Annotated in this window: 26 protein-coding genes and 1 tRNA gene; 15 read left to right on the forward strand and 12 right to left on the reverse strand. The window is 40.4% G+C overall.

Features of this window, described 5'->3' with window-relative positions; all coding sequences use genetic code 11:
* From EGN73_RS18820 to EGN73_RS18835, 4 genes are all read right to left on the reverse strand, one after another.
* Positions 1-301 (reverse strand): transposase (locus EGN73_RS18820; protein WP_219293242.1); only part of this gene is annotated, 301 nt, incomplete at its 3' end.
* 188 nt (positions 302-489) lie between these two features.
* A complete protein-coding gene (locus EGN73_RS18825; RefSeq protein ID WP_219293244.1) occupies positions 490-1,056 on the reverse strand; it encodes a LutC/YkgG family protein in 567 nt (188 codons plus the stop codon).
* The gene (locus EGN73_RS18830) at positions 1,053-2,411 is read right to left on the reverse strand and encodes a lactate utilization protein B (RefSeq protein ID WP_219293246.1); all 1,359 of its coding nucleotides are present in this window, start codon (positions 2,409-2,411) and stop codon (positions 1,053-1,055) included. Before EGN73_RS18830 ends, EGN73_RS18825 begins: the two co-directional genes overlap by 4 nt.
* The gene (locus tag EGN73_RS18835) at positions 2,408-3,163 is read right to left on the reverse strand and encodes a (Fe-S)-binding protein (RefSeq protein ID WP_219293533.1); all 756 of its coding nucleotides are present in this window, start codon (positions 3,161-3,163) and stop codon (positions 2,408-2,410) included. The genes EGN73_RS18830 and EGN73_RS18835 overlap by 4 nt, the downstream gene beginning before the upstream one ends.
* A 938-nt stretch (positions 3,164-4,101) precedes the next feature.
* Between EGN73_RS18835 and EGN73_RS18840 the strand changes: the two genes are divergently transcribed.
* The 5 genes from EGN73_RS18840 (at position 4,102) to EGN73_RS18860 (ending at position 8,350) form a co-directional block, all read left to right on the forward strand.
* Complete coding sequence (locus tag EGN73_RS18840) at positions 4,102-5,187, forward strand: 6-bladed beta-propeller (protein ID WP_219293248.1); 1,086 nt, start codon at positions 4,102-4,104, stop codon at positions 5,185-5,187.
* 489 nt (positions 5,188-5,676) lie between these two features.
* Complete coding sequence (locus tag EGN73_RS18845) at positions 5,677-5,985, forward strand: DUF3784 domain-containing protein (RefSeq protein WP_219293250.1); 309 nt, start codon at positions 5,677-5,679, stop codon at positions 5,983-5,985.
* 39 nt (positions 5,986-6,024) lie between these two features.
* Entirely contained in the window at positions 6,025-6,405 is a 381-nt protein-coding gene (locus tag EGN73_RS18850; RefSeq protein ID WP_219293252.1) for a hypothetical protein, read from the forward strand.
* Between the two features lie 741 nt (positions 6,406-7,146).
* Entirely contained in the window at positions 7,147-7,671 is a 525-nt protein-coding gene (locus tag EGN73_RS18855) for a hypothetical protein (protein ID WP_219293254.1), read from the forward strand.
* Between the two features lie 139 nt (positions 7,672-7,810).
* On the forward strand, positions 7,811-8,350 hold the full coding sequence (locus EGN73_RS18860) for a carboxypeptidase-like regulatory domain-containing protein (protein WP_219293256.1): 540 nt from the start codon (positions 7,811-7,813) through the stop codon (positions 8,348-8,350).
* A gap of 110 nt (positions 8,351-8,460) precedes the next feature.
* Here EGN73_RS18860 and EGN73_RS18865 read toward each other — a convergent pair whose 3' ends face one another.
* The 3 genes from EGN73_RS18865 to EGN73_RS18875 form a co-directional block, all read right to left on the reverse strand.
* On the reverse strand, positions 8,461-9,780 hold the full coding sequence (locus tag EGN73_RS18865) for an FGGY-family carbohydrate kinase (protein WP_219293258.1): 1,320 nt from the start codon (positions 9,778-9,780) through the stop codon (positions 8,461-8,463).
* 1 nt (position 9,781) lies between these two features.
* Positions 9,782-11,059, reverse strand: a complete 1,278-nt coding sequence (locus EGN73_RS18870) for a sugar isomerase (protein ID WP_219293260.1) — start codon at positions 11,057-11,059, stop codon at positions 9,782-9,784.
* 695 nt (positions 11,060-11,754) lie between these two features.
* Positions 11,755-13,863: a bifunctional aldolase/short-chain dehydrogenase gene (locus EGN73_RS18875; RefSeq protein WP_219293262.1), complete on the reverse strand. Its 2,109-nt coding sequence runs from the start codon at positions 13,861-13,863 to the stop codon at positions 11,755-11,757.
* A gap of 155 nt (positions 13,864-14,018) precedes the next feature.
* Between EGN73_RS18875 and EGN73_RS18880 the strand changes: the two genes are divergently transcribed.
* A complete protein-coding gene (locus EGN73_RS18880) occupies positions 14,019-15,047 on the forward strand; it encodes a GntR family transcriptional regulator (protein ID WP_219293264.1) in 1,029 nt (342 codons plus the stop codon).
* Positions 15,048-15,560: 513 nt separating this feature from the next.
* Here EGN73_RS18880 and EGN73_RS18885 read toward each other — a convergent pair.
* The gene (locus EGN73_RS18885; RefSeq protein WP_219293266.1) at positions 15,561-16,013 is read right to left on the reverse strand and encodes a transposase; all 453 of its coding nucleotides are present in this window, start codon (positions 16,011-16,013) and stop codon (positions 15,561-15,563) included.
* 520 nt (positions 16,014-16,533) lie between these two features.
* On the opposite strand from EGN73_RS18885, the gene EGN73_RS18890 reads away from it, so the two are divergent.
* The 4 genes from EGN73_RS18890 (at position 16,534) to EGN73_RS18905 (ending at position 19,549) form a co-directional block, all read left to right on the forward strand.
* Positions 16,534-17,940, forward strand: a complete 1,407-nt coding sequence (locus tag EGN73_RS18890; protein WP_219293268.1) for a purine-cytosine permease family protein — start codon at positions 16,534-16,536, stop codon at positions 17,938-17,940.
* A gap of 70 nt (positions 17,941-18,010) precedes the next feature.
* Positions 18,011-18,505 (forward strand): RNA polymerase sigma factor, encoded by a 495-nt coding sequence (locus EGN73_RS18895; RefSeq protein ID WP_219293270.1) that lies wholly within the window; start codon positions 18,011-18,013, stop codon positions 18,503-18,505.
* The gene (locus tag EGN73_RS18900) at positions 18,489-18,821 is read left to right on the forward strand and encodes a hypothetical protein (RefSeq protein WP_219293272.1); all 333 of its coding nucleotides are present in this window, start codon (positions 18,489-18,491) and stop codon (positions 18,819-18,821) included. The genes EGN73_RS18895 and EGN73_RS18900 overlap by 17 nt, the downstream gene beginning before the upstream one ends.
* 17 nt (positions 18,822-18,838) lie before the next feature.
* Positions 18,839-19,549: a Spy/CpxP family protein refolding chaperone gene (locus EGN73_RS18905; RefSeq protein ID WP_219293274.1), complete on the forward strand. Its 711-nt coding sequence runs from the start codon at positions 18,839-18,841 to the stop codon at positions 19,547-19,549.
* Positions 19,550-19,600: 51 nt separating this feature from the next.
* On the opposite strand, the gene EGN73_RS18910 is transcribed toward EGN73_RS18905, so the two are convergent.
* From EGN73_RS18910 to EGN73_RS18925, 4 genes are all read right to left on the reverse strand, one after another.
* The gene (locus EGN73_RS18910; protein WP_219293276.1) at positions 19,601-19,828 is read right to left on the reverse strand and encodes a hypothetical protein; all 228 of its coding nucleotides are present in this window, start codon (positions 19,826-19,828) and stop codon (positions 19,601-19,603) included.
* Positions 19,829-20,306: 478 nt separating this feature from the next.
* Positions 20,307-20,388: transfer RNA gene (locus tag EGN73_RS18915), tRNA-Leu, on the reverse strand.
* 70 nt (positions 20,389-20,458) lie between these two features.
* Positions 20,459-20,752, reverse strand: coding sequence for a putative quinol monooxygenase (locus EGN73_RS18920; protein WP_425515039.1), 294 nt, complete (start codon positions 20,750-20,752; stop codon positions 20,459-20,461).
* Positions 20,749-21,537, reverse strand: a complete 789-nt coding sequence (locus EGN73_RS18925) for an SAM hydrolase/SAM-dependent halogenase family protein (protein ID WP_219293278.1) — start codon at positions 21,535-21,537, stop codon at positions 20,749-20,751. Before EGN73_RS18925 ends, EGN73_RS18920 begins: the two co-directional genes overlap by 4 nt.
* A 104-nt stretch (positions 21,538-21,641) precedes the next feature.
* Between EGN73_RS18925 and EGN73_RS18930 the strand changes: the two genes are divergently transcribed.
* The 5 genes from EGN73_RS18930 (at position 21,642) to EGN73_RS18950 (ending at position 26,501) form a co-directional block, all read left to right on the forward strand.
* Complete coding sequence (locus EGN73_RS18930; protein ID WP_219293280.1) at positions 21,642-22,643, forward strand: PhoH family protein; 1,002 nt, start codon at positions 21,642-21,644, stop codon at positions 22,641-22,643.
* Complete coding sequence (locus tag EGN73_RS18935; protein ID WP_219293282.1) at positions 22,588-23,037, forward strand: GNAT family N-acetyltransferase; 450 nt, start codon at positions 22,588-22,590, stop codon at positions 23,035-23,037. Before EGN73_RS18930 ends, EGN73_RS18935 begins: the two co-directional genes overlap by 56 nt.
* A 30-nt stretch (positions 23,038-23,067) precedes the next feature.
* Positions 23,068-23,610, forward strand: a complete 543-nt coding sequence (locus EGN73_RS18940; RefSeq protein ID WP_219293284.1) for a DUF3575 domain-containing protein — start codon at positions 23,068-23,070, stop codon at positions 23,608-23,610.
* A 91-nt stretch (positions 23,611-23,701) separates the two neighbouring features.
* Complete coding sequence (locus tag EGN73_RS18945) at positions 23,702-25,651, forward strand: ComEC/Rec2 family competence protein (protein ID WP_219293286.1); 1,950 nt, start codon at positions 23,702-23,704, stop codon at positions 25,649-25,651.
* Between the two features lie 73 nt (positions 25,652-25,724).
* Positions 25,725-26,501, forward strand: coding sequence for an enoyl-CoA hydratase/isomerase family protein (locus EGN73_RS18950; protein WP_219293288.1), 777 nt, complete (start codon positions 25,725-25,727; stop codon positions 26,499-26,501).
* Position 26,502: the final 1 nt, after the last annotated feature.

Genomic DNA, 26,502 nt, shown 5'->3' on the forward strand with positions numbered 1-26,502 from the left:
TTATCTGCTGGTCTTCGGCAAGTACTTTGCCGCAGAAATACTGAAGTGACCAATCCGTATTGAAACGCTCCAGCAATTGCCTGTCACTGATATTAAAGTAGGCCTTCAAAAACATGAGTGCAAACATACCCTTTGCACCAAACCAGCTTGGTGCACCCCTGCCCACCCGTTCGTCCGGAAGACAGTCGATAAGTTCGTCCCAGGGAATGCTGTCGTGGATTCTGCCCAACAATGAATTCTTGAAAAAGTTATATTTTGGAGAATATCCTTCGAAATTTTTGAAAAGAGAAAGTTGTGCCATATCTTCAGATGTATTTTATTCTGCAACCTTAAAATACAAAAAAGAAAACCCCGAAAAAAGCTTAAAACAGCCGATTTCGGGGTTTTTGTGTTATGTTTTTGTTAATTATTTAATTGAATATCAGTCAGTTAAGAATTGAGCAAGAAGCCCTAATTTAAATCATAAACCTTTGAGGATTGAAAAAAACCTCAAAGGTTGGTCAGAACCACCCTCAAACTCTTTGCCCCGTGGGCCCCGATCACCAAAGACTGCTCAATATCAGCAGTTTTAGATGGCCCAGCAATAAAAAGTCCAAAACCGGAATGCTGGATTCCTATTTTATTATAGGCTTCATGCATATTGGAAACCAAAGATTTCTCATTCAGCACTATCACCAAATGCTCGGTGATAAAGGGCAATACCCTTAAGCCCATGTTTTCATCGGTCAACCATATCGCCCCGTTTTCGGCTACCCCAAATTGACCTTGAATGATGGCTACTTCCAACTCATTTAATTCATGGGCGTCAGAAGGTAAAGGCTGAGTCGAAAGGCTCTCCATTCCCTTGGTCAGGTTGAGAATCTTTTCAAAACGGTTGATGGCTATAAAATCCTTCAATTCGGACTCAGTGATGACTTCCCCCTTGTTGGCTTGAATGGATAGTATAAAGGCTGCTTTGTGACCCAAAGGAGATTCAAATGAAGGGATTTCTGGAAGCGGGCTGGCCTCTTTGGGAATGGCTTTGATTTTAGCTAAAATATGCTCTCTGCTGCTCATTTCCTGTTCTTTTTGTACCAATCTTTGAAAGTTTCTTTGGGTGTTTCGGGTAAATCCCTTTGCTTTCCCCAAATGTTTAAGCCTGAATAAGTAATGCTGTCAGGTAGGATTTTCAAGGCTCCCCGCATCATGGCTCCGGTTATTTTATAAGCAAAAGGAACTGCAAAAATTCCATTGGCGATTTTCATGGAAATGCTTTTGGTATTGGTGCCCTGGGCTTTGGTGATTTCCTGTCTCCATTCATAGAGTTGCTCATGGATATTGATTTTGACCGGGCAGACATCCGTGCAAGAACCACAAAGGGTTGAGGCAAAAGGAAGGGTACTGTATTTTTTGACATCCAAGCCAGGTGATAGAATAGATCCTATGGGTCCAGGAACTACTGAACCATAACTGTAACCTCCACTTCTTCTATAAATGGGACAGGTATTCATACAGGCACCGCAACGGATGCACTTAAGGGAATTTTTGAATTTTTCTCTTCCTAGTTGTTCTGTCCGGCCATTGTCTACCAAGACTATATGGATCTCCTTACCCGGTGCTGGAGACCGAAAATGGGAATTGTAATTGGTAATGGGTTGACCGGTAGCAGACCGGGCTAACAGGCGCAGGAATATCCCCAGATCCTTTCTTCTGGGAATGATCTTTTCAATTCCCATACAGGCAATGTGTACATCTGCCAAATGCACGCCCATATCGGCATTACCTTCATTGGTACAGACCACAAATTCCCCTGTTTCCGCAACACCAAAATTTACTCCGGTAATGGCTACTTTGGCCCCAAGGAATTTTTCCCGAAGGTGAATCCTTGCAGCATGAGTGAGATAAGTGGGGTCTTCGTTGCCTTTTTCGGTTTGAAGTTTTTCATGGAAAAGCTCAGAGATATCCCTTTTCTTCAGGTGAATGGCAGGTAGCACGATATGGCTAGGGGGTTGATTTAAGAACTGCACAATCCGCTCTCCCAAATCCGTATCCACCACTTCAATGCCATTGTTTTCCAAAAATGGGTTCAGGTGGCACTCCTCGGTGAGGATGGATTTGCTTTTTACAATGGCTTTGCACTGGTGATTCTGTAATATTCCCAAGACAATCTGATTGTGTTCCTCGGCATTCTTCGCCCAATGTACGTGTATGTTATTTGCTTTGGCATTTTTTTCGAATTCAACCAAGTAAGTTTCTAGATTGGCAAGTACATTGTCTTTGATCTGGGAAGCCAATTCTCTCAATTCTTCCCATTCCGGAATGGTTTTGCTGATGTTGTCCCGCTTGTCTCTGACAAACCATAAAGTCTCGTCATGCCATTTGGCTTTAGCAGCGTCCTGTAAAAATTCCGATGCTTTGGTTGGATGGCTCATGAGATGGCTTGGTTTAGAATCTCGGCAATATGCATAAATTCCAATGGCTGCTGATTTCTCTTGGCAATTCCTTCCAGATGCATGATACAGGAAATATCTCCCCCGGTGAGGATTTCTACACCATGGGTGAGATGGTCTTCCAGGCGGTCTTTGCCCATCTGAACTGACAAGGCTTCTTCTGTAACAGCAAAAGTTCCCCCAAATCCGCAGCATTCATCTGTCCTCGTCAATTCCACCCATTCCAATCCGTCAAGCTGTTCCAAGAGTTGTTTGCCCTTGCTATAAAAAGGTTCGTTGCGTTCTGAACAGGAACCCAATCTTAGGCCACGATGTCCATGGCAGGAGGCATGAAAGCCCACTCTGTGCGGAAAGGATCCGTGGAGTGTTTCCACTTTCAAGATATCGGTAAGGAATTCTGTCAGTTCAAAGATTTTTTGGTGTAGGCTTTCCTGTTCTTTTTCCATTCCAGGAATGGCCGGTGCATGGTCTTTGATATGCAGTACACAACTCCCTGAGGGTGCTACTATGTAATCGTAATCAAGAAAGGTCTTTAAAAAATGTTTGGTGGTGCCAATTGTATCCCACTCATATCCTGCATTGGCCATGGGTTGCCCGCAGCAAGTCTGTCCCATGGGGTAGCTGACCTGGCAACCCAGCTTTTCCAATAGTTCCAAAGTGGCAATGCCTACATTAGGGTAGAATTGATCTACGTAGCAGGGGATGAATAAACCAATCTTCTTATTTAAAGGCATTTTATGGATTCGGTATTTATGGATATTAAGATACTGAAAGATATTGGCTTGTACATTGAAAGCTAAAATATCAACAAACATCAATCAATATAACTTAGCAATTTGATGAAGCAAATGATCACAGGATTCAATTTCCAATTTCTAAAAATAATTACGGAAAGATATCCTGTAGTATCGGGTTTTAAGGGATGGGGTAATTTTTGCAATAGGATGGTTGATTTTTTGATCGTTCTATTGTAGCCTAAAGTTCAAAGGAAAAACTTATCAATCACACACTTTTTCAAACGAAAAAATGTGATTTATTATACTTTTTCAAAGTAAAAAATGTGTATGGCTACATTTTTCCAAATGAAAATAACCCTAAATCAATCTGATAAAAGGCTTTAATGACCTTAACAGAGCTCTTGATTCCACCTTGTTGTGGAATCCACTAAAAATTTCTTGAATTAAAACTGTAATCTTGGTATATTATCTTAACATTCGTCAGAAGGTAAAACTATGATACATTCGCTCTTTTATCTGATACCCCTTTTTTGGTTTTTGCAAACTGAGCATCCCTTGGAAGGCAAATGGAAAATGTATAGAAGTGAATCATTTGAAAATATCCTGACTTCAAAAAACTTTCAACTCTAGGATGAAGAACAGCAACAAGCTGTCGCAGAAACTTTCAGTAAAGTAATCAATGGATATTTTTATGACTTTAAGAAAGATACTGTCATTTTCACTAATTACAGTAATTTCGAGATTCATGAGCTTAAAGGGATATGGTGGACGGAAGGAGACACCTTAATTATTGGACGTTTGGATAAAATCAGTACTCAGAAATATTTCATTTCCAAGTTGGATAATAAAGAGCTTCACTTACAGTTGATTGTACCAAGGGAAACCGAGCCATCAAAAAGCAGGTGGATGTTCAAAAAGGAATAAACAATTAAAGCATGGGGGATTTATTTTGGAGATTTATTTTATTTTCTTCCATAGTTTCAGGATTTTTCGCGTGTACCGAAAAGCCCAAGTCGGAGCTGATTGAAATTAATGTGCCTAACAAGGTAAATACAGAAGTCACATTAAATGACATTGCCGAATCCATACAATATATCCAACTTGAAACCCGCCCTGATGCTTTTATTTCGAGAATCAATGAAGTGTTCCTTCATGATAATAAATTGTATATCTGGTATTTATTTCAAAAAATTCTTGTTTTCGATCTGGATGGAAAATTTTTAGGGGCGCTTGGAAAACAAGGTGATGGTCCTGGGGAATACAGGTCTGTTTCTGCCATGGCTGTAGATGATAGTTCTGGAGAGATTTATCTGTTTGCTGGCAAAAAAATCATGAGGTATTCTCCTGAGCATGAATTAATAGAGGAAAAGAGGATAGATTCCTCCTTGGATTTCGGCTTTGACTTCTTTAGGATACTCGGAGGGGAAAGGTTCTGTATTTCTCAGGAATATGGAAATGTAGTTGAAGGAGGTTTTGCCAATGAGACCAAGTTGTATCGATTTGATGCAGCTATGGCAGTCATAGACACCCTGCCCTTAAGAAAAGTGATTATGGAGAAGAAAATGGCCAGTCGTTTGGGCTATACCGATTACATCAGCAGTTTTAATGGCAAGCATTTTATCTATACACCTGTAACGACAAATGAAAATTACCTAAGAGACACGCTGTACCAGCTAAGGGATATGCAGTTGAAGCCTTTTGCTAAGTTGAATTTTCCTAAACCTCATTTAGATGATAGGGGCTTTAAACAGTATTTAATCGCAAATGTTGTTCATACTGCCAACTACCTTAGTTCGCATTTTTATGATTTTGATAATAGTTTGTACCAATTCCTCTATCATATGGAGAGTGGACAGGGTTATCTTGTAAAAGGTGGGTTTTTGGATGAAGATGGGGATAGTTTAAACTTAAGGGTTTTGTCTGCAGAGGAGGATTTATTCTATTTTGTCAAACCTGCAGCCTATGTATCAGGTGAACAGGAAGAAGCCAATCCAGTGATTGGTTTGGTAAAGTTGAAATAAGTGCAATAAAAAAACCTTCAAAGTTTTGTCTGCTGACCACTGCTGTTTGGTGCTCAGGATAGCTTTGGAGAAAAGATGCAGGAAATCTGACTTTCTGATCTTTCCATTTTAATTCATAGGCATATAATATCCCATCAGTTTCCTCCAGGTAATCTATTTCAGCTTTGTCATGCGTTCTCCAAATCGAAAAATTAGGCCTAAAATTTCGATTTATATCGTGATTTTGATTTGGACTCAAATCAATTTGTCGGGTTTTTGATCCATACCCAAATCAATGCTTGTTAATTTCTGCGTTTCCTTTTTTTAAGAAAATCGGATTAATTGCCTATATTTCAAACTAACATTTCTGTATTTCGTTTTTTGTGATTAAATTAAACTTCTCTTAGGTTAAAAAATCCTAATTGGTCCTATGATTCAGAGGTAAAAGGAAATCAATTTGATTATACTTTGTGCCTTTGTGTCTTTGTGGCAGTCTAAATAAATTTTATTATGGTTAACGTTTACATAGGAGTATTTTTTATTGCGATAGGTATTTTGGTGAAGAAATTTCCCAATTTAATGGCCGGATACAATCAACTGTCCCAAAAAGAAAAGGCAAACGCTATTGCCAATGGTTTGCCCACTTTCGGATGTGTAGTTTTTGTAGTGATGGGATTGGTCTCTATATCAGGGTGTTTTCTGGGGAAATGGTTGGGTCAACCTGGATTAGGAGATGGCCTAGGCTTAATGGTAACCTTGATAGGGGTGGTAGTTTTGATTGTATTTGGAAATAGGTTTACCAGAGAGCGGGTAAGGTAAGGCTATATTGTCTATAATTTAAGATTTCTCCAAAACACTATGATAAAATCAATTGAAAGTGAAAAAATCTTGATTTTCATGCTGATTGCATGTTTGTGCTTAGGGAGTTGCGCGACAGAGGAGCCCGTTGATAATCAGCTTTCTGCCTGTGAAACCTCCGATGCATTAAGCCAGCTCACTTGGTTAAAAGAGCAGTATGAACTGATGAAAGACACCCCGGAAAGCGGGATCATTTTGTATCAATTCAATTCCAGAGAGGTGATTGAAATCCAGTCTCCCTTGATGAGTTCTACCAATCAATCCCAGTATTACTGTGATGGAACCAAGTTGGATTTTGATGCCCCGGAGATTTTTCAGGATTTTTTGGCGAATCGGGTTGAGGTAAAAATTCTCCATGGAGTCAATTTGTGGGGAAGATAGCCTTGCGGGTTGAAATTTACTGGATTAAGAAATTTTTTAGAGTGTTAAACAGTTCTAATCGCAAAATTTATATAAAAATAGCGATCATAATCGCAGAATTCATATGATTTCTGCGATTAAGTATTATAGTAGCAATTGGCCATTGGATTAAAGCTTGCCCAAAGATGTTATTACTACTTATGATGCCCAAGCCTAAAATAACTATTCGTGCCTTTCAGGCCCAGCATCCATCCTCGCTCCATACATGAAATGGGCTGTACCCATTTCTAGGGTATTACGGCCTTTCAGGCCGAGGGAGCTATACTCGAAATTACAAATTTCGAGTATAGCTATCACGAATTTTTAAATCATTCTTTTGCCAAAGAAAATTAGACTGGAAATCCTTTTTTCTGAGTTCGGTAACGAACCGCTAGAAAAGGAAGCTTTATTTTCTATTCAGTTAAAATTGCACTCCAACTTTTTTTAAAAACTACAAAAAAAGTTTTTAATTCTGTAAATCACAATATTTACTTATAAATCAGTTTGGTTCTGGGGGGCTAAACGAAGATTTTAGAATGTTGTTTGGTTTTGATGTCTTGGCAAAGTACAATTAGCGTCCAAAAATACTGTTATGGCACCATTTAATTCTGGAAATAAAATAATGAATACTTAGTTTTAAATAATTTTTTATCCGGACATTGGCTTACAAGGGAGTGTGTTCCTGCCCTGCATTTTGCGGAATAGGACGAAATTATTAATGATATGAAAATCTCAAAAATTTTAGTTTTGCTGATTGGTTTGGTCTTAATTATTGGATCTTGCACGGAAAAGGATACCAATGTCGAAGAGAATTTAGTTGATTTAAATTTTGTTAGCGTTAATTTACCTGGTGAAATTCAATTTAAACATGAAAATCTTAAGATTTCTGAAATAGAAATAGATGAAGAAATTTTTGAAATTCATTCAATCGATAGTAATGGGGAAGTTGTAAAAGGATTTATTAAGTTTGTAATACCTGATATTGAGGATGAAAAATTGATTTTATTAGAGGTTACAAATAATATTCTGGATCAAACAATTCTAGATGAAGATTTTTTTCTTGCCTTTTCTGAGGATTTAAATGGGGGAATTATTACCCGCATTCAATCAAGTTGCGTAGCAAGTTGTCATTCAACTTTTACAGATGGTGATGGGAATAAAATAAAAGGGCGTGGTGGATGTAAGGCCCAATGCTGGGCAGGAGCAGTGGCAACCGTAGCGGCTACAGTTATTATTGCCATAATGTAATAATTTAAAATAATTAGTTGCTTGAAAGAATTTTCATTTTTGAATAGTTCTTTCAAGCAACTATTGCTAGAAGATGGGAGAAAAAGTATTTCTTATAATATCGCTTTTTATTTTTAGTTTGTCAGGCCACTGCCAGAGTATGTTAACAGGACAGATTCTTTCTGGCAAAACCCAAGAGGGAATTCCCTTTTCGCATATTTATATATCAGAGTTTCCCGAATTTATAGCGATTAGTAATGAGGATGGAAGGTTTGTACTCAGAATTCCTCAGGGTGCTGAACAAATTTCCATTAGCCACATCAATTATCGAAAATTGACTTTAAGCTTGGAAGAGTTCAAAAAACAAGCTGTCATATATCTTGAAGAGAATGAGCAAAGCTTAGGAGAAGTGACAGTGGAATTTTTCACCCCAAAATCTTTAATGGAAAAAGTGATTGAAAATAAATGGTATTTAAACTTCACAAAATATCCTCGTTCTAACTTTAGTACAGGTAGCATCTCGGAAAGGTTGACTATGTATTTTATTTCCCAGGAAATCCCCTCTGATTTGCAATTTTTTCCTGCTAGCAGTTTGGTAAGACCGTTTGTAAGTGATTTCGCCTCGGATTTCAATGATGAGTTTTGGGAGGATGAGAATTTTATCCCTCTTCCACAATGGATTATAGAAAACCTAAAATGAAAAATCTAATGAACTTGGCATTCTTCAAATACCAAAAAATAACTACTATTTTTCTTTACAATACCCACCTTATTCATAATCACTCTAGGTATATACACTTCACTCCGATTTCAATTCACCAAAATCCCCGCCCCCAACGCCGTCCCTAAAGCAAAATCCGTGGTTTCAATTTCGATTCCCGGAAGCTTGTCCATTAGGGTTTCTACAAAAATTGGATTGGCATTGAAGCCACCGTCTATATAGAGTTTTTTTACCTCAGTACCCTTTAAGACGAGATTTAGGGAAGCCTCTTGCAGTTCAGTAAGTTCATGGATAAAACTATAATAGGCATCTTCGAAGTCGGTAAAACCTTTCCAGTCCGTTTCATTGGCTTGGGCAATACCATAGATGTCAGGTTTTAAGAATTCAAACCTAAACCGTTTGCGGTTTTTGGATTTAGCTTTTTGGTAAAGCTTCTTTTCAAATGACAATGCTTTGTAATAACCTCTTTCCAATTGGAAATACGCGTATAGTTTTTCGATCTGAACTTTGTGCTCTTCTCCTATAAATAACCGGCTGATTTTGATAGGCTGACCTTTTTTGCTGAGAAAATGCAGACAGTCTTTTCGGAGTTCTTCAGTGGTCAGGGGAGACGCGTTGAAAGGATTGATGCTGATAGCCCAGGTACCGGTGGACAGCAGGGCAAAAGGTTCGGTATTACTGGTCAGATATGGCAATAATGCGGAGGAAGAATCATGTACTCCCACGCCTATACTCATGCTGTGCCTGTCAAAGGTCTTGGGAAAACTGGTCGTAGTGTCCACCACCTCTGGTAATATTTTGTCGATCCCTTCGGCTTTGACCCAGTGATGATATTCTCCTTTGGCAAAATCCCATAAGCCTGTATGACAGCCTATGCTCGTATATTCTGATACTGCTTTTCCCGTAAAAAGAAATGAAAAGTACTGGGGAAGATGAAGGCTGCGGTGGATTTTCTTGAAAGTTTGAGGTTTGGCATACTTGAGCCAATAGAGCTGAAGCCCGGAATTCAACATGCCCAAGGCAGGAGAGGAAGTTTCCTGGCTGAACTTTTCAGATGGTCCGTATTTGGAATAAAACTGTTCTAAAATATTCTCCGGATACTTTTTCAGGTAATTGTACAACGGCGCTACAGGACTTCCCATTTCGTCAATATGTACAAATGAAGCCCCATAGGTCGTAAAATTGAGTTTGATGACCAAAAATTGGGGTAAAGCTAAAGCTTCTTTTAAGGTTTGTTTGACCCATTGGGTCAGTGCCTGAATGGATTCGCAATCATCTCCGTCTTCATCCTGTGTGTAATCCAGGCGATGGTACACCTTGTAGACTTCCTTCAAATCCTGATCAAAAAGGAAGAACTTTTTGTTCGTCTTTCCAATGTCAAATATGGCCGTTACCTTGATGGGTTCCATATTACAATCCGCTGGCTTTACTGTCTTTGCCCCTTTCTTTGATCAGCGTTTCCCTTACTTTCAGGTCCCGATAAGTTTGGATAGGAGAAATGGCTCCACCACTTTGTCGGATGGCTTCCCTGACCAAAGGTCTCAGGTCAGTTCTATACGCATCCTGTAGGATTTCCTGAGCTATAGCCACATCATGGGATGCTTGTGCTGCATGAAGAGAATTTTGATCTACGATCAAAGCTTGTGCATAGGCCAGTTTGATGGCTTCAACGGATTGCAACAAATCCTCCAAAGGATCTTTCAGGTTGTGGCTGGCATCAATCATCCATGCCGGCGCAGGATTGGAAGTTTCTTCAAAACCGGCTACCAGTTCATTGAAAATCAGGAAGAGCTGGTAAGGCTTGATGCTACCCACGGTCAGGTCATCATCTCCGTATTTGGAGTCGTTGAAATGAAAACCCCCTAATTTACCTTCGGTCATCAGGGTAGCCACTATCTGCTCAATGTTGGTATTGGGAAGATGATGGCCCAGATCTACTAAGGTATAAGCTTTTTCTCCAAGCTTATTGGCCAACAAAAAGGAAGTACCCCAATCCTGTATGACCGTACTGTAGAAGTAGGGCTCGTAAGGCTTATATTCGATCAGCATTTTCCAGTCGATTGGAAGATCTTGGTAAATCTCCTGTAAGCATTCATGGGTGTTTTGTAAGGCTTTGCGGAAACTGTGTTGGCCGGGGAAGGATGATCCATCCGCCAACCAAACCGTCAGGGCCTTGGAACCCAGTTTTTCACCGATCCGGATTACTTCCTTGTTGTGCTCAATAGCCAGTTCACGGATGGATTTGTCTTGATTGGCAAGAGAACCGAATTTGTAGGATAGACTTTGGTCAGCCTGGTCCTGGAAGGTATTTGAATTGACTGCGTCAAAACCGATTTCTACTTCAGCTGCTGCTTGCAGAATGGCGTCATAGTCCTTAGGGATGTCCCATGGAATATGCAGGGAGACAGAATCACTGGAGCGGTTGAGAGTATGAAGGATACCGATGTCCTGTATTTTTTGAATCAAAGTAGCAGGTTCTCCTCCTCCTGAGAAACGTCCAAAACGGGTTCCTCCTGTGCCCAAAGCCCAAGAAGGAATGGCAATTTGAAAATCCTGAAGTTTTTGAATGAGTTGCTCCACATTAAGCCCTTTTTTTTCCAGGTTTTCAGCCAGGAAATTAAACTCACGGGAATGGGAGACTTCTCTGGGTTTATTGGTGGATTGGATTTGATCGGCGGTTATTTTCATGGTTTCTGGTGAAGGCGCAAAGCGCGCTAAGAATATTTTTTTTGCCACAAAGGCGCAAAGACACGAAGTGAAATAGGTTATTGTTTATTGCCACTAAGACACCAAAGGCACGAAGTGAGAATTGTTTTAATTTGAATTTAAGGAATTATTTGGAAGATAGCTTTTCTTGACATTTCGAGATTTTAACATTTGGCATTTCCTTTCTTTAAATGCTTAATTTTATAGCCTACCAATGACAGGTGTGGAGGGATCGTCACTCTGAACGTAGTGTAGAGTCTCCTACTTTTAAAGGAAGGAGATCTCCCGCAATGCTGCGGGACAGGCTTCCACCTCCGCAAGCTCCGGTTACCATTGATATAAATCGGGGCGGCTCGTCACCCTGAGTGAAGCGAAGGGTCTTTTGGACTTGAGTGCAGGAGATTCTTCGCTCGTTCCTCACTACCAATGACAGATATGGAGGGATCGTCATTCTGAACGCAGTGAAGAATCTCCTACCATGTGGGAGATGCTTCGACTCCGCAAGCTCCGCTCAGCATGACGCGTAATTTTGTCATTACCCTTTCTGAACATTCCCTAAATGTTAAAATCTCAGAATGACGGGTCTGCAGATGTCAATTTTAATAACTCAGAATGACGCTGGATAACTGGTGTCACTGTTTTATCTTAGCGTCTTGGCGCCTTTGCGAGAACTTTAATCACCTCACAAAAGCAGCCGCAACACCCCCATCCACATTCAAAATGTTTCCGGTTGACTTGGAAAGAATTCCTCCAACAAATGCAAATACCCCATTTGCAATATCCTCTGTTGAAATGATCTCATTCATCAAAGTTCTCTTGGCATAGAATGCTGGCAATTCTTCTACAGTCACGCCATAGGCTTTGGCCCTTCCCTCTGCCCATTTGCCTTCCCAGATTTTGGAGCCTTCGATCACCGCATCGGGGTTGACCACATTGACCCGTATTTTATCTGGGCCGAGTTCCGCTGCCAACAAGCGAGACATATGTACTTGGGCTGCCTTGGCAGTGCCATAGGCTACATTATTTGGTCCGGAAACCAATGCGTTTTTGGATGCAATATTGATAATGTCACCACCCATTCCCTGAGTCCTCAATACAGCCACTCCTGCCTGGGAAACTTTGAATTGTCCTTTGACCAACACATCATTGAGTAAATCCCAATCGGCTTCGGTGGTCTCTAGTAGGGGTTTGCTGATGGCCAATCCGGCGCAGTTGACAATGATGTCAACCCCGCCGAAGGCCAAACAGGCTGCTGCATAGGCTTGAGCAATCGTGTCATTATCCAGCACATCGAGTTTTACAGTGATGGCCACGTCTTTTCCGAAATCTTTTCTTGCCTTATCCAAGCGATCTCCATCAATATCTGTTAAGACCACACAGGCACCCTCTGCGGCAAACTTGTCTGCGATGGCTTTTCCTATTCCACCTGCACTTCCGGTGATCAAAGCCACTTTTCTTGATAATGCCTTTTCTTTGGGCATACGTTGGAGCTTGGCCTCTTCGAGGAGCCAGTATTCTATATCAAAAGCTTCCTGAAGTGGTAAAGAGACATATTCCGATATGGCTTCTGCTCCCCGCATCACATTGATGGCATTGATATAAAATTCTGAAGCGACCCTTGATGTCTGCTTGTCCTTGGCATAGGAAAACATCCCCACACCAGGCCAAAGGATGATGACCGGATTGGGGTCACGCATGGCAGGGCTGTTGCTGCGCTTATGTTTTTCGTAATAGTCTTTATAACCCTCTCTATATTGGGCAAAAAGCTTTTCAATATGACTTTTCAATGCAGACAGGTCACTTAAATCCTGCTCTGCCGGAATATCCAATACCAATGGGGCAATTTTGGTCCTTAGAAAGTGGTCTGGACAGGAAGTTCCCAAAGGTGCCAATTTGGTCAAATCATGGGAATTGATAAACTGCAATACCGTTTCTGAATCATTGAATGTGCCCATCATGCGGTTGTAGCTTGAGGCCAAACCTCTCAGTAAGGGAGCTAATTTCGCTGCTTGATCCTTTCTTTGAGCAGGGGCAAGCGCTTTTACTTTTTCTCCTCCAAAGACGGGTCTTTTCTTGCCATAGTTTTCTTCCAGAAAAGCAGAAGCTTTTTCAATGACTTCCAAGCTGTTGATGTAGCATTCGTGAGCCGTATCGCCCCAGGTAAAAAGTCCATGTCCACCCAACATGATTCCTCGGATACCGGGATTGGCTTCCAATGCATCCCGCAACTGCAGTCCCAAATCAAAACCCGGTCTTTGCCAAGGTACCCAGGCAATCTGCCCTTCAAATAATTCTGCAGTGATTTTTTCTCCATCTTTGGATGCCGCGATGGCAATGGCTGCATCAGGATGCAGGTGATCGATATGTTTGAAGGGTAAAAAAGCATGTAAAGGCGTGTCTATGGAAGGGGCCTTGGAATCAAGGTCGTAGATGCAGTGGTTGAAAAGTCCCACCATCTCGTCTTCATGCTCAATGCCACGGTAAATCCCTTCCAGTGAAAGTAGCTTGTTCACATAAAGCCCAGCCAAACCGGTTTTGGTTAAGGTACCGATATCTCCCCCCGATCCTTTTACCCACATGACTTCCACCTCTTTTCCGCTAAGGGGGTCTTTTTCCATGGTTTTGCAAGAGGTATTTCCACCTCCGTAATTAGTAATTCTCAAGTCAGCTCCCAGGATATTGGACCGGTATATTAATAAGGCAACCTCATCATCGCCCAAGGAAGCTGCTTTTTCTTCATCCCACAAATAGGATACATGCTTAAAGGTTTGTGGTTTTGTTTTCATATTAGTTTGAGATGGATATGGAAATTCAAGATTTGATCAAATATAAAGGGTCAAGTCAAAGAGGCTATCCTGTACTATACTGATTCTTGTAGAGGATAGGGTTTTGTTTTCCCTATGAATTATCCTATTCTTACTTTTTTAAAACTGCAATCTAAATGAAGCTGAATTTAAACATTGATGATAGTTCGAGTATTCCCAAATACATTCAGGTCGTCAAGGCCATCAAAGGCCTGATTACTTCAGAAGTGTTGCGATTTGGAGATAAAATCCCTTCGATCAATAGCTTAAGTGCAGAGTATTACCTTTCGAGAGATACGGTCGAAAAGGCTTATGCCATTTTGAAAAAACAAGGCATCATAGAATCAGTGAGAGGGAAAGGCTATTATATCAGTCATCACAATGACCTTTCTAAATACACTGTTCTTTTGTTGTTCAATAAGTTGAGTGCCTATAAAAAGGAGATTTTCAATTCATTTGTGACCACCCTAGAAGGACGTGCGGAAATCAATTTTCAAGTACATCATTGTGAATACGAGCTTTTAAGGAAAATCCTGGAGACACAGAAGGGGGGCTTCGATTTTTATGTTGTAATGCCCCATTTCAAAAAAGAGCAAGAGCAGAAGGCTTACGCTTTGCTGCAAAATCTACCCTCAGAAAAATTGGTTTTATTAGACAATAAGCCTGATGGTTTGGACTGCTTTGGGGCCATTTATCAGGATTTCAAAACCGATATTTATGAAGCCTTGAAAAAGCTTAATTCCAAACTGAGAAAGTATAAGAAACTTATTTTGGTTTTTCCTTTCCATTCCAATTACCCCTATCCGCAAAATATCGTTTCCGGTTTCAAAAAATATGCGTTTGAGGAAAACCTGGATTTTGACGTGATTCAGGAAATCTCTGATGAAGTTTCACCGCAGAATGAGGAGGCCTATATTGTCATTGAAGAGACAGATCTTGTCAATCTCATCAAAAAAGTGCGGGAAATCCCAGGTCTTGAAATCGGTAAAAATCTCGGTATTTTGTCTTATAATGAGACTCCGCTAAAGGAGGTTTTGCAAAAAGGAATCACAGTGATGAGTACAGATTTTAATGTGATGGGTAGGCTTTGTGCTGAAATGATCCTGAGCAAAGAAGGTAAAATGATCAAAAATGGGTTTAGGGTGATTGTAAGGGAGTCTTTGTAGAAATTGAATAGGATAATCGGTTTTTTTTCGATTATCTTATTTTTTTATTACATTTTCGATATGCTAAAAATGATATCAGTCGATTTATCAAAAATCAAAAAAAATTGGAGATATGGAGTCCTAAATACTTCCATGATTTAGTGGCCCACCTGAAAGTAAAAGGGAAAAATTAATAGGCTGGGATGATAGACCTTTTTTTGAGCCATTTTTAAAATGATCAGAAATTGTTTTGGTTGATAGAAAAGGGGGGTAGAAATTGAATAGGATACTTTAATAGTTGATTTTTCATGAGACTGATGCTAAGCTTACATCTTATCAATTCTGCACTATTAGTTCAAAATACCTTCGGATAGAGTTAAACTTTACGAATTAAGGTGAATAAACCTCTTTTCTTCCTAGGCCTGAAGGGCCAATATAATATAGAGTTGGGTGCAGCCCAACGCTAATTGGATTATCACCAGTAACATTTCCCAGGCCTGAAAGGCCGATATAACTATTAAAGTTTCCAGTTATTCAGTCCCAAACATATCTTTCATCATATTCCACCTTGAATTTTTTTAAAATAGCTCTATACTCATTTTGAAACGATTTCTTTTCATGGTGCTGTTTCTGATTTTTTATATAATCAATTACAATATCCACTTGTGATGGATTTACAGAAAATGCACCATAGCCATCTTGCCAATAAAAATTTTTCAGGTAATCGGACTGCGTTTTCATCCATTTTGAAGATTCAGTTTTAAGATTTTCCACCATTTTGATCAGGGCTAATTTTTTGGAGAGCAGGCATAAGACGTGTACATGGTCAAGATGTCCTCCAACTATTAAGGATGGAGATTCAAGGTTTCTGCATACTCCTCCCAAATATCGGAATAGAGAAATTTCATATTCTGGCAATATAAAAGGTTGTCTGTTTTTGGTGCTGAATATGATGTGTAAGTAATTTTTAGCAAGTGATTGTCCCATAGAAGATTAACTTTAAAAATTAAGAATTAAATACATATAGATTCTTAATAAATGAAATTTGTTAGTAAGGATAAATTATAAGATGAAGTCCAGAAAAAAAAGTTTGAAAGTGATATTAACCGTTTAAATTCAAGCTTGAGAATTGTCCGTGCCTTTCAGGCCCGTGATGATTGAAAAATGATTGTTTGATTTTAGAAATGGGCTTTACCCATTTCTTTGCTATGTTGGCCTTTCAGGCCATAGATTTAGGATGATTTGAAAGGAGAATTTGAAATTTTCTAGGTCATGTCAATCCCCTATACTGATTAGCCTTTCCTAAGCATCTTGAAATATCTCATTAAAGGGCAGAGGTCAATGAAATGCCTGGAGAGCAAAAATTATATTCCATTGGTTGTAACCAAATCCTTCCATTTAACGAATTGAACCATTGTCTGGAGTGGGTAAAACACCAAACAGGACATCACAGGATACCATAACCCATAGGATTTTTGTATTTTTCAATTTCAACCCGAAATTACCTATGGAAAAAACTACTTCCCCAAAGGAAGGGACTGTTTCAGGCGAGTTTGAACGCCAACCTATCCCTTCTTCCCATCACAAAAGTTGGAAAAAATTTCTGGGCATGTATGCCGGGGAACACGCTGCGGGGACGGAGTTTGTGATAGGGCCTTTGTTTTTGACGGCCGGGGTATCTGCTTTTGACCTGATAGTAGGCTTGCTATTGGGGAATTTTTTGGCTGTGCTGACTTGGAGATATGTAACCACTCCACTTGCAACAGCTGAGCGCTTGACTTTGTATTATAAATTGGAAAAAATCGCCGGTAAAAAACTTGTGACAGGTTACAATCTGGCCAATGGACTCTTATTCTGTTTTTTGGCCGGGGCCATGATCACCGTATCAGCCACGGCGGTTGGAATTCCTTTTGACATGCCCATGCCGGCTTTGACCGATACTGTTCCCAATAGCCTTTCTTGGGTTTTGGTGGTATTGACTGTTGGGGCGGTGATTTCCATTGTGGCAGCCAGAGGTTATGATACCGTTGCGAAATTCTCCAATTGGGCGGCTCCATTTATGATTGCTGTATTTTTGATAGCCGGAATCGTAGCCGCCAACCGTTTGGGAGTTGATTCTTGGAGTAGCCTTTGGGCAGTATGGGGAGAGGGTTCAGAGCCATTTCCCGGACAGATAAAATTCACCTTTTGGCATGTACTGTTCTTTGCTTGGTTTTGCAATGCGGCCATGCACTTGGGTATGTCTGACCTGTCCGTATTGCGCTATGCCGATAAAAATTCAGTAGGATGGACCACTGCTGCGGGGATGTATGTGGGGCACTTTATGGCTTGGATTTCGGCCTGTCTGATGTTTGCGCTGTACCTCAAAAGTCCGGAAGCTGCAGCGATATTTACCAGTGGAGGCATACCACCTGTGGCACCCGGACCATTGGCTTATGAAGTGGTCGGAATTGCAGGTCTGATCTGTGTAGTCATTGCTGGGTGGACCACTGCCAATCCTACGATATATAGGGCGGGGTTGGCATTTCAGGCTATTTTCCCAAGAAGCTCTACAGTGAAAGTTACTTTGGTGACAGGAGGGATCGCGACTATCGCAGGACTCTTTCCGGCTTTTGCGATGAAATTGCTGGACTTCGTGGCCGTTTATGGTTTTATCCTGGCACCTGTAGGCGCGGTGATCTTTTTCGAACATTATTTTGCGGATAAAATGGGGTTTGGGAAAGACTACGCCATAAATAAAGGCTTAACATTTAATTGGGCCGTTTTGGCCGCTTGGCTGATCAGCATGGCTGTATTTTACAGCATTTCTGTTTATTTCGGTATTTTTCTCTCTTTCTTTACTTTGCCTGCCTGGATTGCTTGCGGATTGTTGTTCTTGGTGTTTAGCAAGAGATTGCAAAGCCAAAAGAAATAGTTTTTAAAATTTTGAAAAAATATGGAGTTGATGTCATATATCCGTAGCTTTTTGACACTAAAGGATATATATGAAGCCAAACCAACTGGAACAAGTCATCAAAGAACTGCATACGGAAGCCTTCCTTTGGGCGAGGCAGTGCTGTCGCTTCGATGGGGACCTGGCAAAAGAAGTTCTTCAGCAGGTGTACTTGAAAATACTGGAAGGCAAGGCCAGATTTAATGAACAGTCCAGTGCCAAAACATGGCTTTATGCTGTAATCAGGTATACCGCTTTGGAGAATTTAAAATCGGAAAGCCTCTTGACATCTCTGGATACAAATACGGAACTGATAGCAGATGAAGTTCATGAGAAGTCAGATGACAATCATGAAAAACTGATCCAATTGCTTCCGGAAAAACAAAGAGAAGTCCTTTTGTTGGTTTTTTACCATGGATTGACGCTGGAAAAATCTGCTGAAGTAATGGGCCTTCACATCGGTACAGTGAGGACCCATTACGACAGGGCAAAGAAAAACCTCAAGACATTGATTCTAAAAAAAAATACTCATGAACAAGCAGGATAGTGTAGAAGAAAAAGAACTGGAGTTGTTTTTTTCGGAATGGAAAGAAAAAGACAAGGATATAAGGGTTCCTGAATTTGAGTTTGGTAAAAAAAGGAAATTTACCTTGTGGAGCTTACTGCCAATTGGCGTTGCAGCCACCTTTGTTTTTGGACTGTGGTTTTTACTGCCTTCGGAAAAAGATTACCAATTGGAATACGATACACTTATCATCACACTGGTAGAGGATGAGAATCAGGAACAGCACTTTGTGATAGAGACCAAATCCAGCCTGGATGAATGGGAAGCTCCCAGCAGTTCATTATTGACAGAATTTTAAACCAACTATTATATACCATGAAAAAATTACTCACGATTTGTTTGATGTTGGTCATAGCTCAGGGCCATGCACAGGATATATTTAAGGAGACTTTGTTCTCAGCTGATTTGGTAATGGACAATAGAGAGTTTATTTCTCTTACAGACCAGCAAGCAGAAAATATTAAGAAAATCCATAATCAGAATGCAGGTGCGTTCAAGAGTTTGAAATGGGATTTGGACAATGAAAATGAAAGGCTGAAAAAAATGCTTTCGGCCAAAAGAATAGATCAAAATGCTGTTCAAAGGCAAATGGATTTAGTCTTGTCTTTGGAAAATCAATTAAAAATTAAACAGCTTAATACCCTAGTAGCCATAAAAAATGAGCTTACTGAGAGTCAGCAGGAGGAATTGAAAATTTTGAGATATAGTCCAGTAAATGATAGGAAACTGTTTGGGACTGTGAATAAGGGAAATGAAAAAACTGTTGCTACTTCCAAAGCACAAGGGGGTACAGGTGTGGTGTCTATCACCTCAGGCATTGAAGGTGAGCCAGTTATTATAGTCAAGCAGGGCAGTAAAGAGAAGAAATTTAAAAGATCCGATACTATAGGATTGGATCAAAAGAGTATTGAAACTGTTTCAGTGATCAAAGGAAGTTCAGCTTGGGAATTGTATGGTGCAGAAGGTAAAAATGGAGTAGTTGTAATCACATTGAAAAAAGAAGCTGATTTTAATTTTGAAGAATAAAAAAGCCCGGCGAATCCCGGGCTCTTATGAGTTTTAGGTCGTTATAAATTTTTAAGCGCTTGCAAACTGATTGCAGCCAAAATTAGCACCAGTAATAAATTCTATATTTTTGGTGTTAGGGTCCAAAGGCTTTCCATCATTCAATACAGGGATGATGTAGTCAGGATCCATTTTTGATTCTATATGGCTCAATTTGTTGCATTCACCATAATTTTCCTTATTCGCAACTACTGGTGCCTGAGGCTCCCAATAATTACATTTAGCACATACTTGTTCCATTTCTATCGGTCGTTTGGTTACATCTCTATTAACCGATAAGTCCGGATGAAGTTACATTAAAGTGATTGTTTATCAGTAATTTGAAATTAAACTAAATAAAGTGGCAGGTGCTTTTCCAAAGTTCAAGACTTTGGAAAAGGTCTAGCAATAAACTTTGATCTTGTGGTTCCATTTTGGAACAGGATAAAAAAAAGGGAGGCATTTGGCAACACAGAAGTTTACATCCTGTCTTGTATGCAAAGAAATGGGTTGCTTTAATAAAATTCTGTTTCCTTTTTTACATTGGACTTTTTGAAAGAATAAAGTTGTACGGAGTTTGGCTTAGACTTTATGAATTCTTCTGAACAAAAGGTGATTTTTGAGCCTTGAAAAAAGAAAACATTGCGTTTGGTGCATTCTGACGGGGTACACCTTCCGAATAATTTCAAAACAAAAAAGGGCTTTACGCCACCGTAAAGCCCTTTTTTCATTGATTTTGTACCCAGGGCCGGAGTCGAACCGGCACGCCCGAAGGCATTGGTGTTTGAGACCAACGCGTCTACCAATTCCGCCACCTGGGCAGGTGAACTGTCCGTTCCTTGCTGAACGGGATGCAAATATGAGTATTGTTTTTTTTCTCTGCAAGCCTATTTAAGGCAGTTCTTCAATTTTTTTTGCTGAAAAGGCCATTGGCTTTTCTTTGAACAGCTTCTTAGTGTAGCTCCAGACAGATTTAAAGAGTTCAGAATCACGGTATTGGTTCAGGGATTCTTCATTGTCCCAGTGGCTGTAAGTCATGAAAATATTTTTTTCATTTTCATCCTGCCAAAGCTCCAAATGATGACAGCCGGGGAAATTTCTGATTTTTTCCTTGTGGAGATGGAAGTTTGCCAGAAATGCATCTACCTGATTTTCCTCAAATATCATTCTTACTACCCTGATCATAACAATTTTCCTTCTTCTGTTTCGAAATGAATGAATATCGGACTATCATGCTTCAAACCCAACAAATCTCCACCATTCCCTTCGTTGAGGCCGATTTCCAGTAATCCCAGACTATTGAAAAAAGCAAAGCAATCTCCCGGATCGACCATATCATAAGACTGATGGAGCTGCTGTAAAGTTTCCCGGCCAATCTGAATGGTGAATTTCCCCGGGTTAAGCATATCAAAAACTTTCTTTTCTATATTGGTGATTAGATTTCCGTAATTGTCCACCCGAACCACATGTCCGATAATCTGTTTTTTTGTTGCCTTTACATGTCTAGGGATCATTTTACGGATTTGAGGCAGTGGGCCGCCAAAATCATGAATTGCAGCGCCAGAAGCTACTTTCGCTGCAATAGGGGCAAGAATGTCCTTGGCAGGAAAAGTGCTTTCCTTGAGGTGAATGTCAGCAAACTGCACTATGATTCCCGGCTCTGTATCAAACAATAAGGACAGCATCCCATTGTTTGGTCCAAGGAAAATATGTTCATCATGTTTGATGCCTATAAAACCATCTGTGGTTTTACTTGTTCCATTCATAGCGACAAGGTGAACGGTCCCTTTAGGGAATTCATTGTAGACCGATTTAAGGATAAAAGCAGCATGCGCCACATCGTAGTTTTTCACTTGATGTGTGATGTCTACAATCGTAAGTTGGGGATTGATTGACAACATCTTGGCCTTTACAGCGGGTACATAAAAGTCTCTGTCTCCAAAGTCCGAAGTGAATGTTATCAATGCCATACAAGCAAGTCCGTTAAAATTTTATATTTTTGTACTAGGTGAGGGCAAAAATAGAAATTTATTCCTTACGCCGCAGGTACAAATTATAAATCAAATATATCAGGTTGGTAGAGAAAGTAATTACTTTAGAAAATATTCCGCTGCTGGACTTTTTAGGTGCAGAAAATGAAAATATACGTCAAATCGCAGCAGCTTTTCCACAGAGCAAAATTGTTTCCCGGGGCAATGAAATCAGGATTCAGGGCCGTGCACCTGAGATCTTGAGGATCAATGATCTTCTGAACATGCTTTTACAGCATTTTCACCGATTTGGCCATGTGACCCCCGATAACGTCAAGGAATACATTGCCTTGGAAGGCACTCCTTTCGAAGAAAACAGAAAGGATGATGTCATCATTTACGGAAACAAAGGCCTAGTGGTAAAACCTAAATCAGCCAACCAAAGAAAGCTTGTTGAAGCCTGTTTTAAAAATGACCTTGTATTTGCTTTGGGTCCTGCAGGCACCGGGAAAACCTATATTGCCGTAGCTTTGGCTGTAAGGGCTTTGAAAAACAGGGAGGTCAAAAGGATCATCATCACCCGTCCTGCGGTGGAAGCTGGTGAAAACCTAGGGTTTCTTCCAGGTGATCTGCAGGAAAAACTTGATCCGTATCTTAGACCGATATATGATGCACTTGCCGATATGGTTCCTTCCGAAAAACTTAAATTTTATCAGGAAACCCGGGTAATCGAAATTGCTCCTTTGGCATATATGAGAGGAAGGACATTGCATGATGCGTTTGTCTTGCTGGATGAAGCACAGAATACCACTTCAGAGCAGATCAAAATGTTTCTGACCAGAATGGGGCCAAATTCCAAGGTTATTATCACGGGCGATCAGACGCAGGTGGATCTGCCCAGACGCCAAAAGTCAGGATTAAGTGAAGCCTTGCATGTTTTGAAAGAAGTGAAGGGCATCGGAATTGTAAATCTCAGTGGCAAAGATGTCATCAGGCACAAGCTCGTTAAGTCCATTATTGAAGCATACGAAAAAGACGAATCACAAAGAAATGAAAGAAGAGACTACCACCGTGGTGACAAAGGTCCTGAACAAGGAAGATCTTGAGACCATATTCAAAATCAGGGAGGAAGTATTTGTTATTGAGCAGGAGGTAGCACCTGAGGAAGAATATGACGAGTTTGAAGATACCTCTATCCACTTCTTGGCTAGAGTAGACGGAAATCCGTCGGGGACGGCTAGGTGGAGATTTACTGAAAAAGGCATCAAATTGGAACGCTTTGCCGTTTTGAAAAAGGAAAGAGGTAAGGGAGTAGGGCAGGCTCTTGTAAAATCGGTGCTGGAGGATATTGCTTTACATCCTGAGGCCAAGGGAAAAAAACTATATCTCCATGCCCAATTGACTGCCATACCCCTATATGCCAAATTTGGATTCAAGCAAGTGGGTGACATGTTTGAAGAGTGTAATATCCTTCACTACAAAATGGAACTGTATTTGTAAGATATCCGTGATTTTAAACTAAAACTATTTATGAAAAAGTTATTCTTTACTGCAATTGTTCTAGCATTATTTCAAAGTTCAGTTTTTGCACAACAGACCTCCTTGGAAAACCCTAGGGGAGAAGTGCGGCTGAATTTCTTAAATACCATCCTGTTGGGGTCTGTGGAAGTCGGATATGAGCAGTTTTTTGCTGATGACCAGTCTATAGGTGCCGAGATCCATCTTAATGATAGGTTTGGATACAGAACTGCAGGTGATGGGAGAAACTTCTCCGCGACCTCGTTTTTGGTTTCCTACAACTTCTATTTTGCGGGGAATGATATTGCGAAATTGCATGTGTCTCCATTTTTCAAATACAGATTCGGTGAGTTTTCAGAAGCAATAGACAATACCACATCAGTGACCAGTCTAAACAGCGGGCACATTGGATTGATGGCCGGGTACAGGTGGAACCTGAACAATTTCGCTTTTGGTCCATTTGCAGCCGTAAGTAGGGCTTTTTCCTCAGAGGTGGCCAACAGGTTTTCAGCTGTTGAGCTGAAGGCAGGATTTAATGTTGGATACAGATTTTGATAAACTTATCCGTTTAATTTATAGGTAGAGGGAGCTGAATGGCTCCCTTTTTTTATGGAATTCAGTAAATTTATGTCAAACTTTTCAAAGCATGATTTTTTCTGAATTTCCATTTTTACGGTATGTGTTTTTCCTGATCCTCGGGATCATTGCTTACCCCTATCTGGCATTTTTTCCTCCCTCTTCATGGATATATGGTTTAGCCTTTTTTTTCATGGTTTATTCATTTTTGATTTGGTCCAATAAAATCAAAAAAGTATACCTTCACAAAGTTTGGATTCCTGTATTGGCGGCCATTCAGCTCGTTTTCTTGGGATTGTTTTTGACTGGGAAAAATGACCTAAGAAATAGAGAAGCGCATATTGTCAATCTTGAAAAGCCGATTTTGGCTTATATGGCTTTGGTTCTGGATCAGGATGAGCCTAAGCCAAATTCGATCGCCAACAGGCTTAAAATCAAGAGGATTTTGACAGATGAAGGATGGGTGAGATCAGATGGGGAAATCATTGCTTACCACAGGTCAGAGGAAGGGATGAAAAGTGGTGAGGTCATATTGGTGAAAGGAAGCCCAGAGGAAATAGCTGCGCCTACAGTACCTTTTGAGTTTGATTACAGGACGTTTATGAGAAGGCAGAAAATCACGCATCAGCACTTTGTTGGGACTGATTTTGCAAGAATTGGATTTTTTAATGAATACCCTGTTCATCAGTTTTTTGCAAAAGTGAGGGCTTCGGTAATGGGAAAACTGGATCAGAAAATCCATAATCCCCAAGCCGCTCAGGTTGCAAAAGCATTGCTTTTAGGACAGAAGAAGAACCTGGAAAAGGAGGTCAGTGAAGCATATGCCACTGCTGGAGCCATGCATATTCTCGCTGTTTCAGGATTACATGTGGGCATTATCTATGGTTTTTTCTTTCTTTTCATCAAGCCTTACCGGCTTAAGAAGGTAAAACGAATTGGCTATTTGTCTTTTATCATTGTTTTGATCTGGGTTTATGCCCTGTTGACCGGGATGTCTCCCTCTGTGATGAGGGCTGCAACAATGTTTACCCTGATGGCACTCGCACAGATGAAGTCCAGAAGTCCTTCCATTTTCAATGCCATTGCCTTATCTGCCTTTGTACTTTTGGTCTTTGATCCTGATTTGATTTATTCGGTAGGATTTCAGTTGTCCTATGTGGCCTTGATCGGGATTATTGTTTTTCAGCCGCTCATAGTACGATTGTGGATTCCTAAGTATCCTGCAGTAGAATATTTATGGCAAATCACTGCTGTGGGTATTGCTGCACAACTCGCAACCTTCCCGATTTCGGCTTACTACTTTCATACTTTTCCGGTTTATTTCATGATTTCCAACCTCATAGCCATACCCGGCGCCTTTTTGATCATGTGTTTTGGAGTTCCTATGATGCTGCTTGCCGATGTTCCGCTTATTTCCCAATTCCTATCATTGATGACAGAGTATTGTATTCTGAGTGTGAATCTGGTAGTATTTTGGATTCAGGATTTGCCCTATTCCCGAGTCAGAGAAATTTACTTGCCAGGATGGAAAGTTTTTATGTATTGGATCTTACTTTCCTTGGTTTTTATGGCATTCTATTTCAGAAAAAAGCACTTTTCCTTCATGACAGTAGGAGCTTTGACCTTGTTTTTGGTTCTAAGGCTGGTTTTTTTCTTCCAAGACAATTCCAGAAATGAGCTGGTATTTGTCAGACTGCCTCAAGGTGTCACGGTGGACTATTGGAAAGGGAATTCCCTTTATCATTATTCCGAACTGGATGACAAAACACTGGGCTACAAAATCATACCCTATAGAAGCAGGTCAGGAGCCAAAAAGATTTACCCTTTGGTAGCGCTTTCTTACAGTAGTGATCTTATTCTTGCTTTTCCCAACCAAAAAATGCCAACTTTTTCTCCTGGTCTGGATTTGGAATTTAAGAGAGAAGATGCCCGCATGGTCTGGAAAAATGGACAATGGATTTCAGTTGGTAATGCTGATAGTCTTCAACAAATACCTTCCACCCATAAAATTCTATTTTAAATAATCCTAAACTTGTAAGAGCGTGGGTGGAATTCTATCTTTCACATTAATCTGAAAACTAAACCCAAATAGTATGGATCAACCGGTCAAAACCTCTTTTGCAGAAAGGATAGGATATATAGAACTGAACAGACCTGAGAAAAGGAATGCATTGAACGAAGTCATGGTGGCTTCCCTCAAGGAAAGTCTTGACTTGATGGAAGGAGACCCTAATGTAAAGGTGATTGTGATCAAAGCTGCAGGGAAGGTTTTTTGTTCCGGAGCTGACCTGGCTTACCTTCAGTCGCTGCAGAAAAATACCTATGAGGAAAATCTGGAAGACAGCAGAAGCCTGAAAGAGTTGTTTTACAGGATTTATACTTCGCCCAAAGTCATCATTGCCCAGATTCAGGGCCATGCATTGGCAGGAGGTTGTGGTTTGGCTACCGTTTGTGACTTTTCATTTGCTGCCCAAAAAGCCAAGTTTGGCTACACGGAGGTGAAAATCGGCTTTATACCAGCTATTGTCAAGGTGTTTTTGATCCGGAAAATCGGAGAAGGAAAAGCCAAGCAACTCCTGCTGGATGGAGATCTTGTATCTGCGGAAGAGGCCAGAAATCTGGGGATGATCAATTGGGTGGTGGAGGCTGACATTTTGGATAAGACCGTGAACGAATACGCCCAAAAACTCATCAGACAAAACTCAGGTCAGTCTATGGCCCTTACAAAAGAAATGATAGGCAGGGTTCAGGAAAAGAGCCTGGAAGAAGGCTTGGAGTACGCTGCTTCGATGAATGCCAAGGCTAGAGGCAGCGCTGATTGTAAAAAGGGGATAGCTGCATTTTTGGACAAAAAACAATTGGATTGGTAAT

The organism is Arthrospiribacter ruber, assembly GCF_019343195.1.
In the GTDB taxonomy this organism is placed as follows: domain Bacteria; phylum Bacteroidota; class Bacteroidia; order Cytophagales; family Cyclobacteriaceae; genus Arthrospiribacter; species Arthrospiribacter ruber.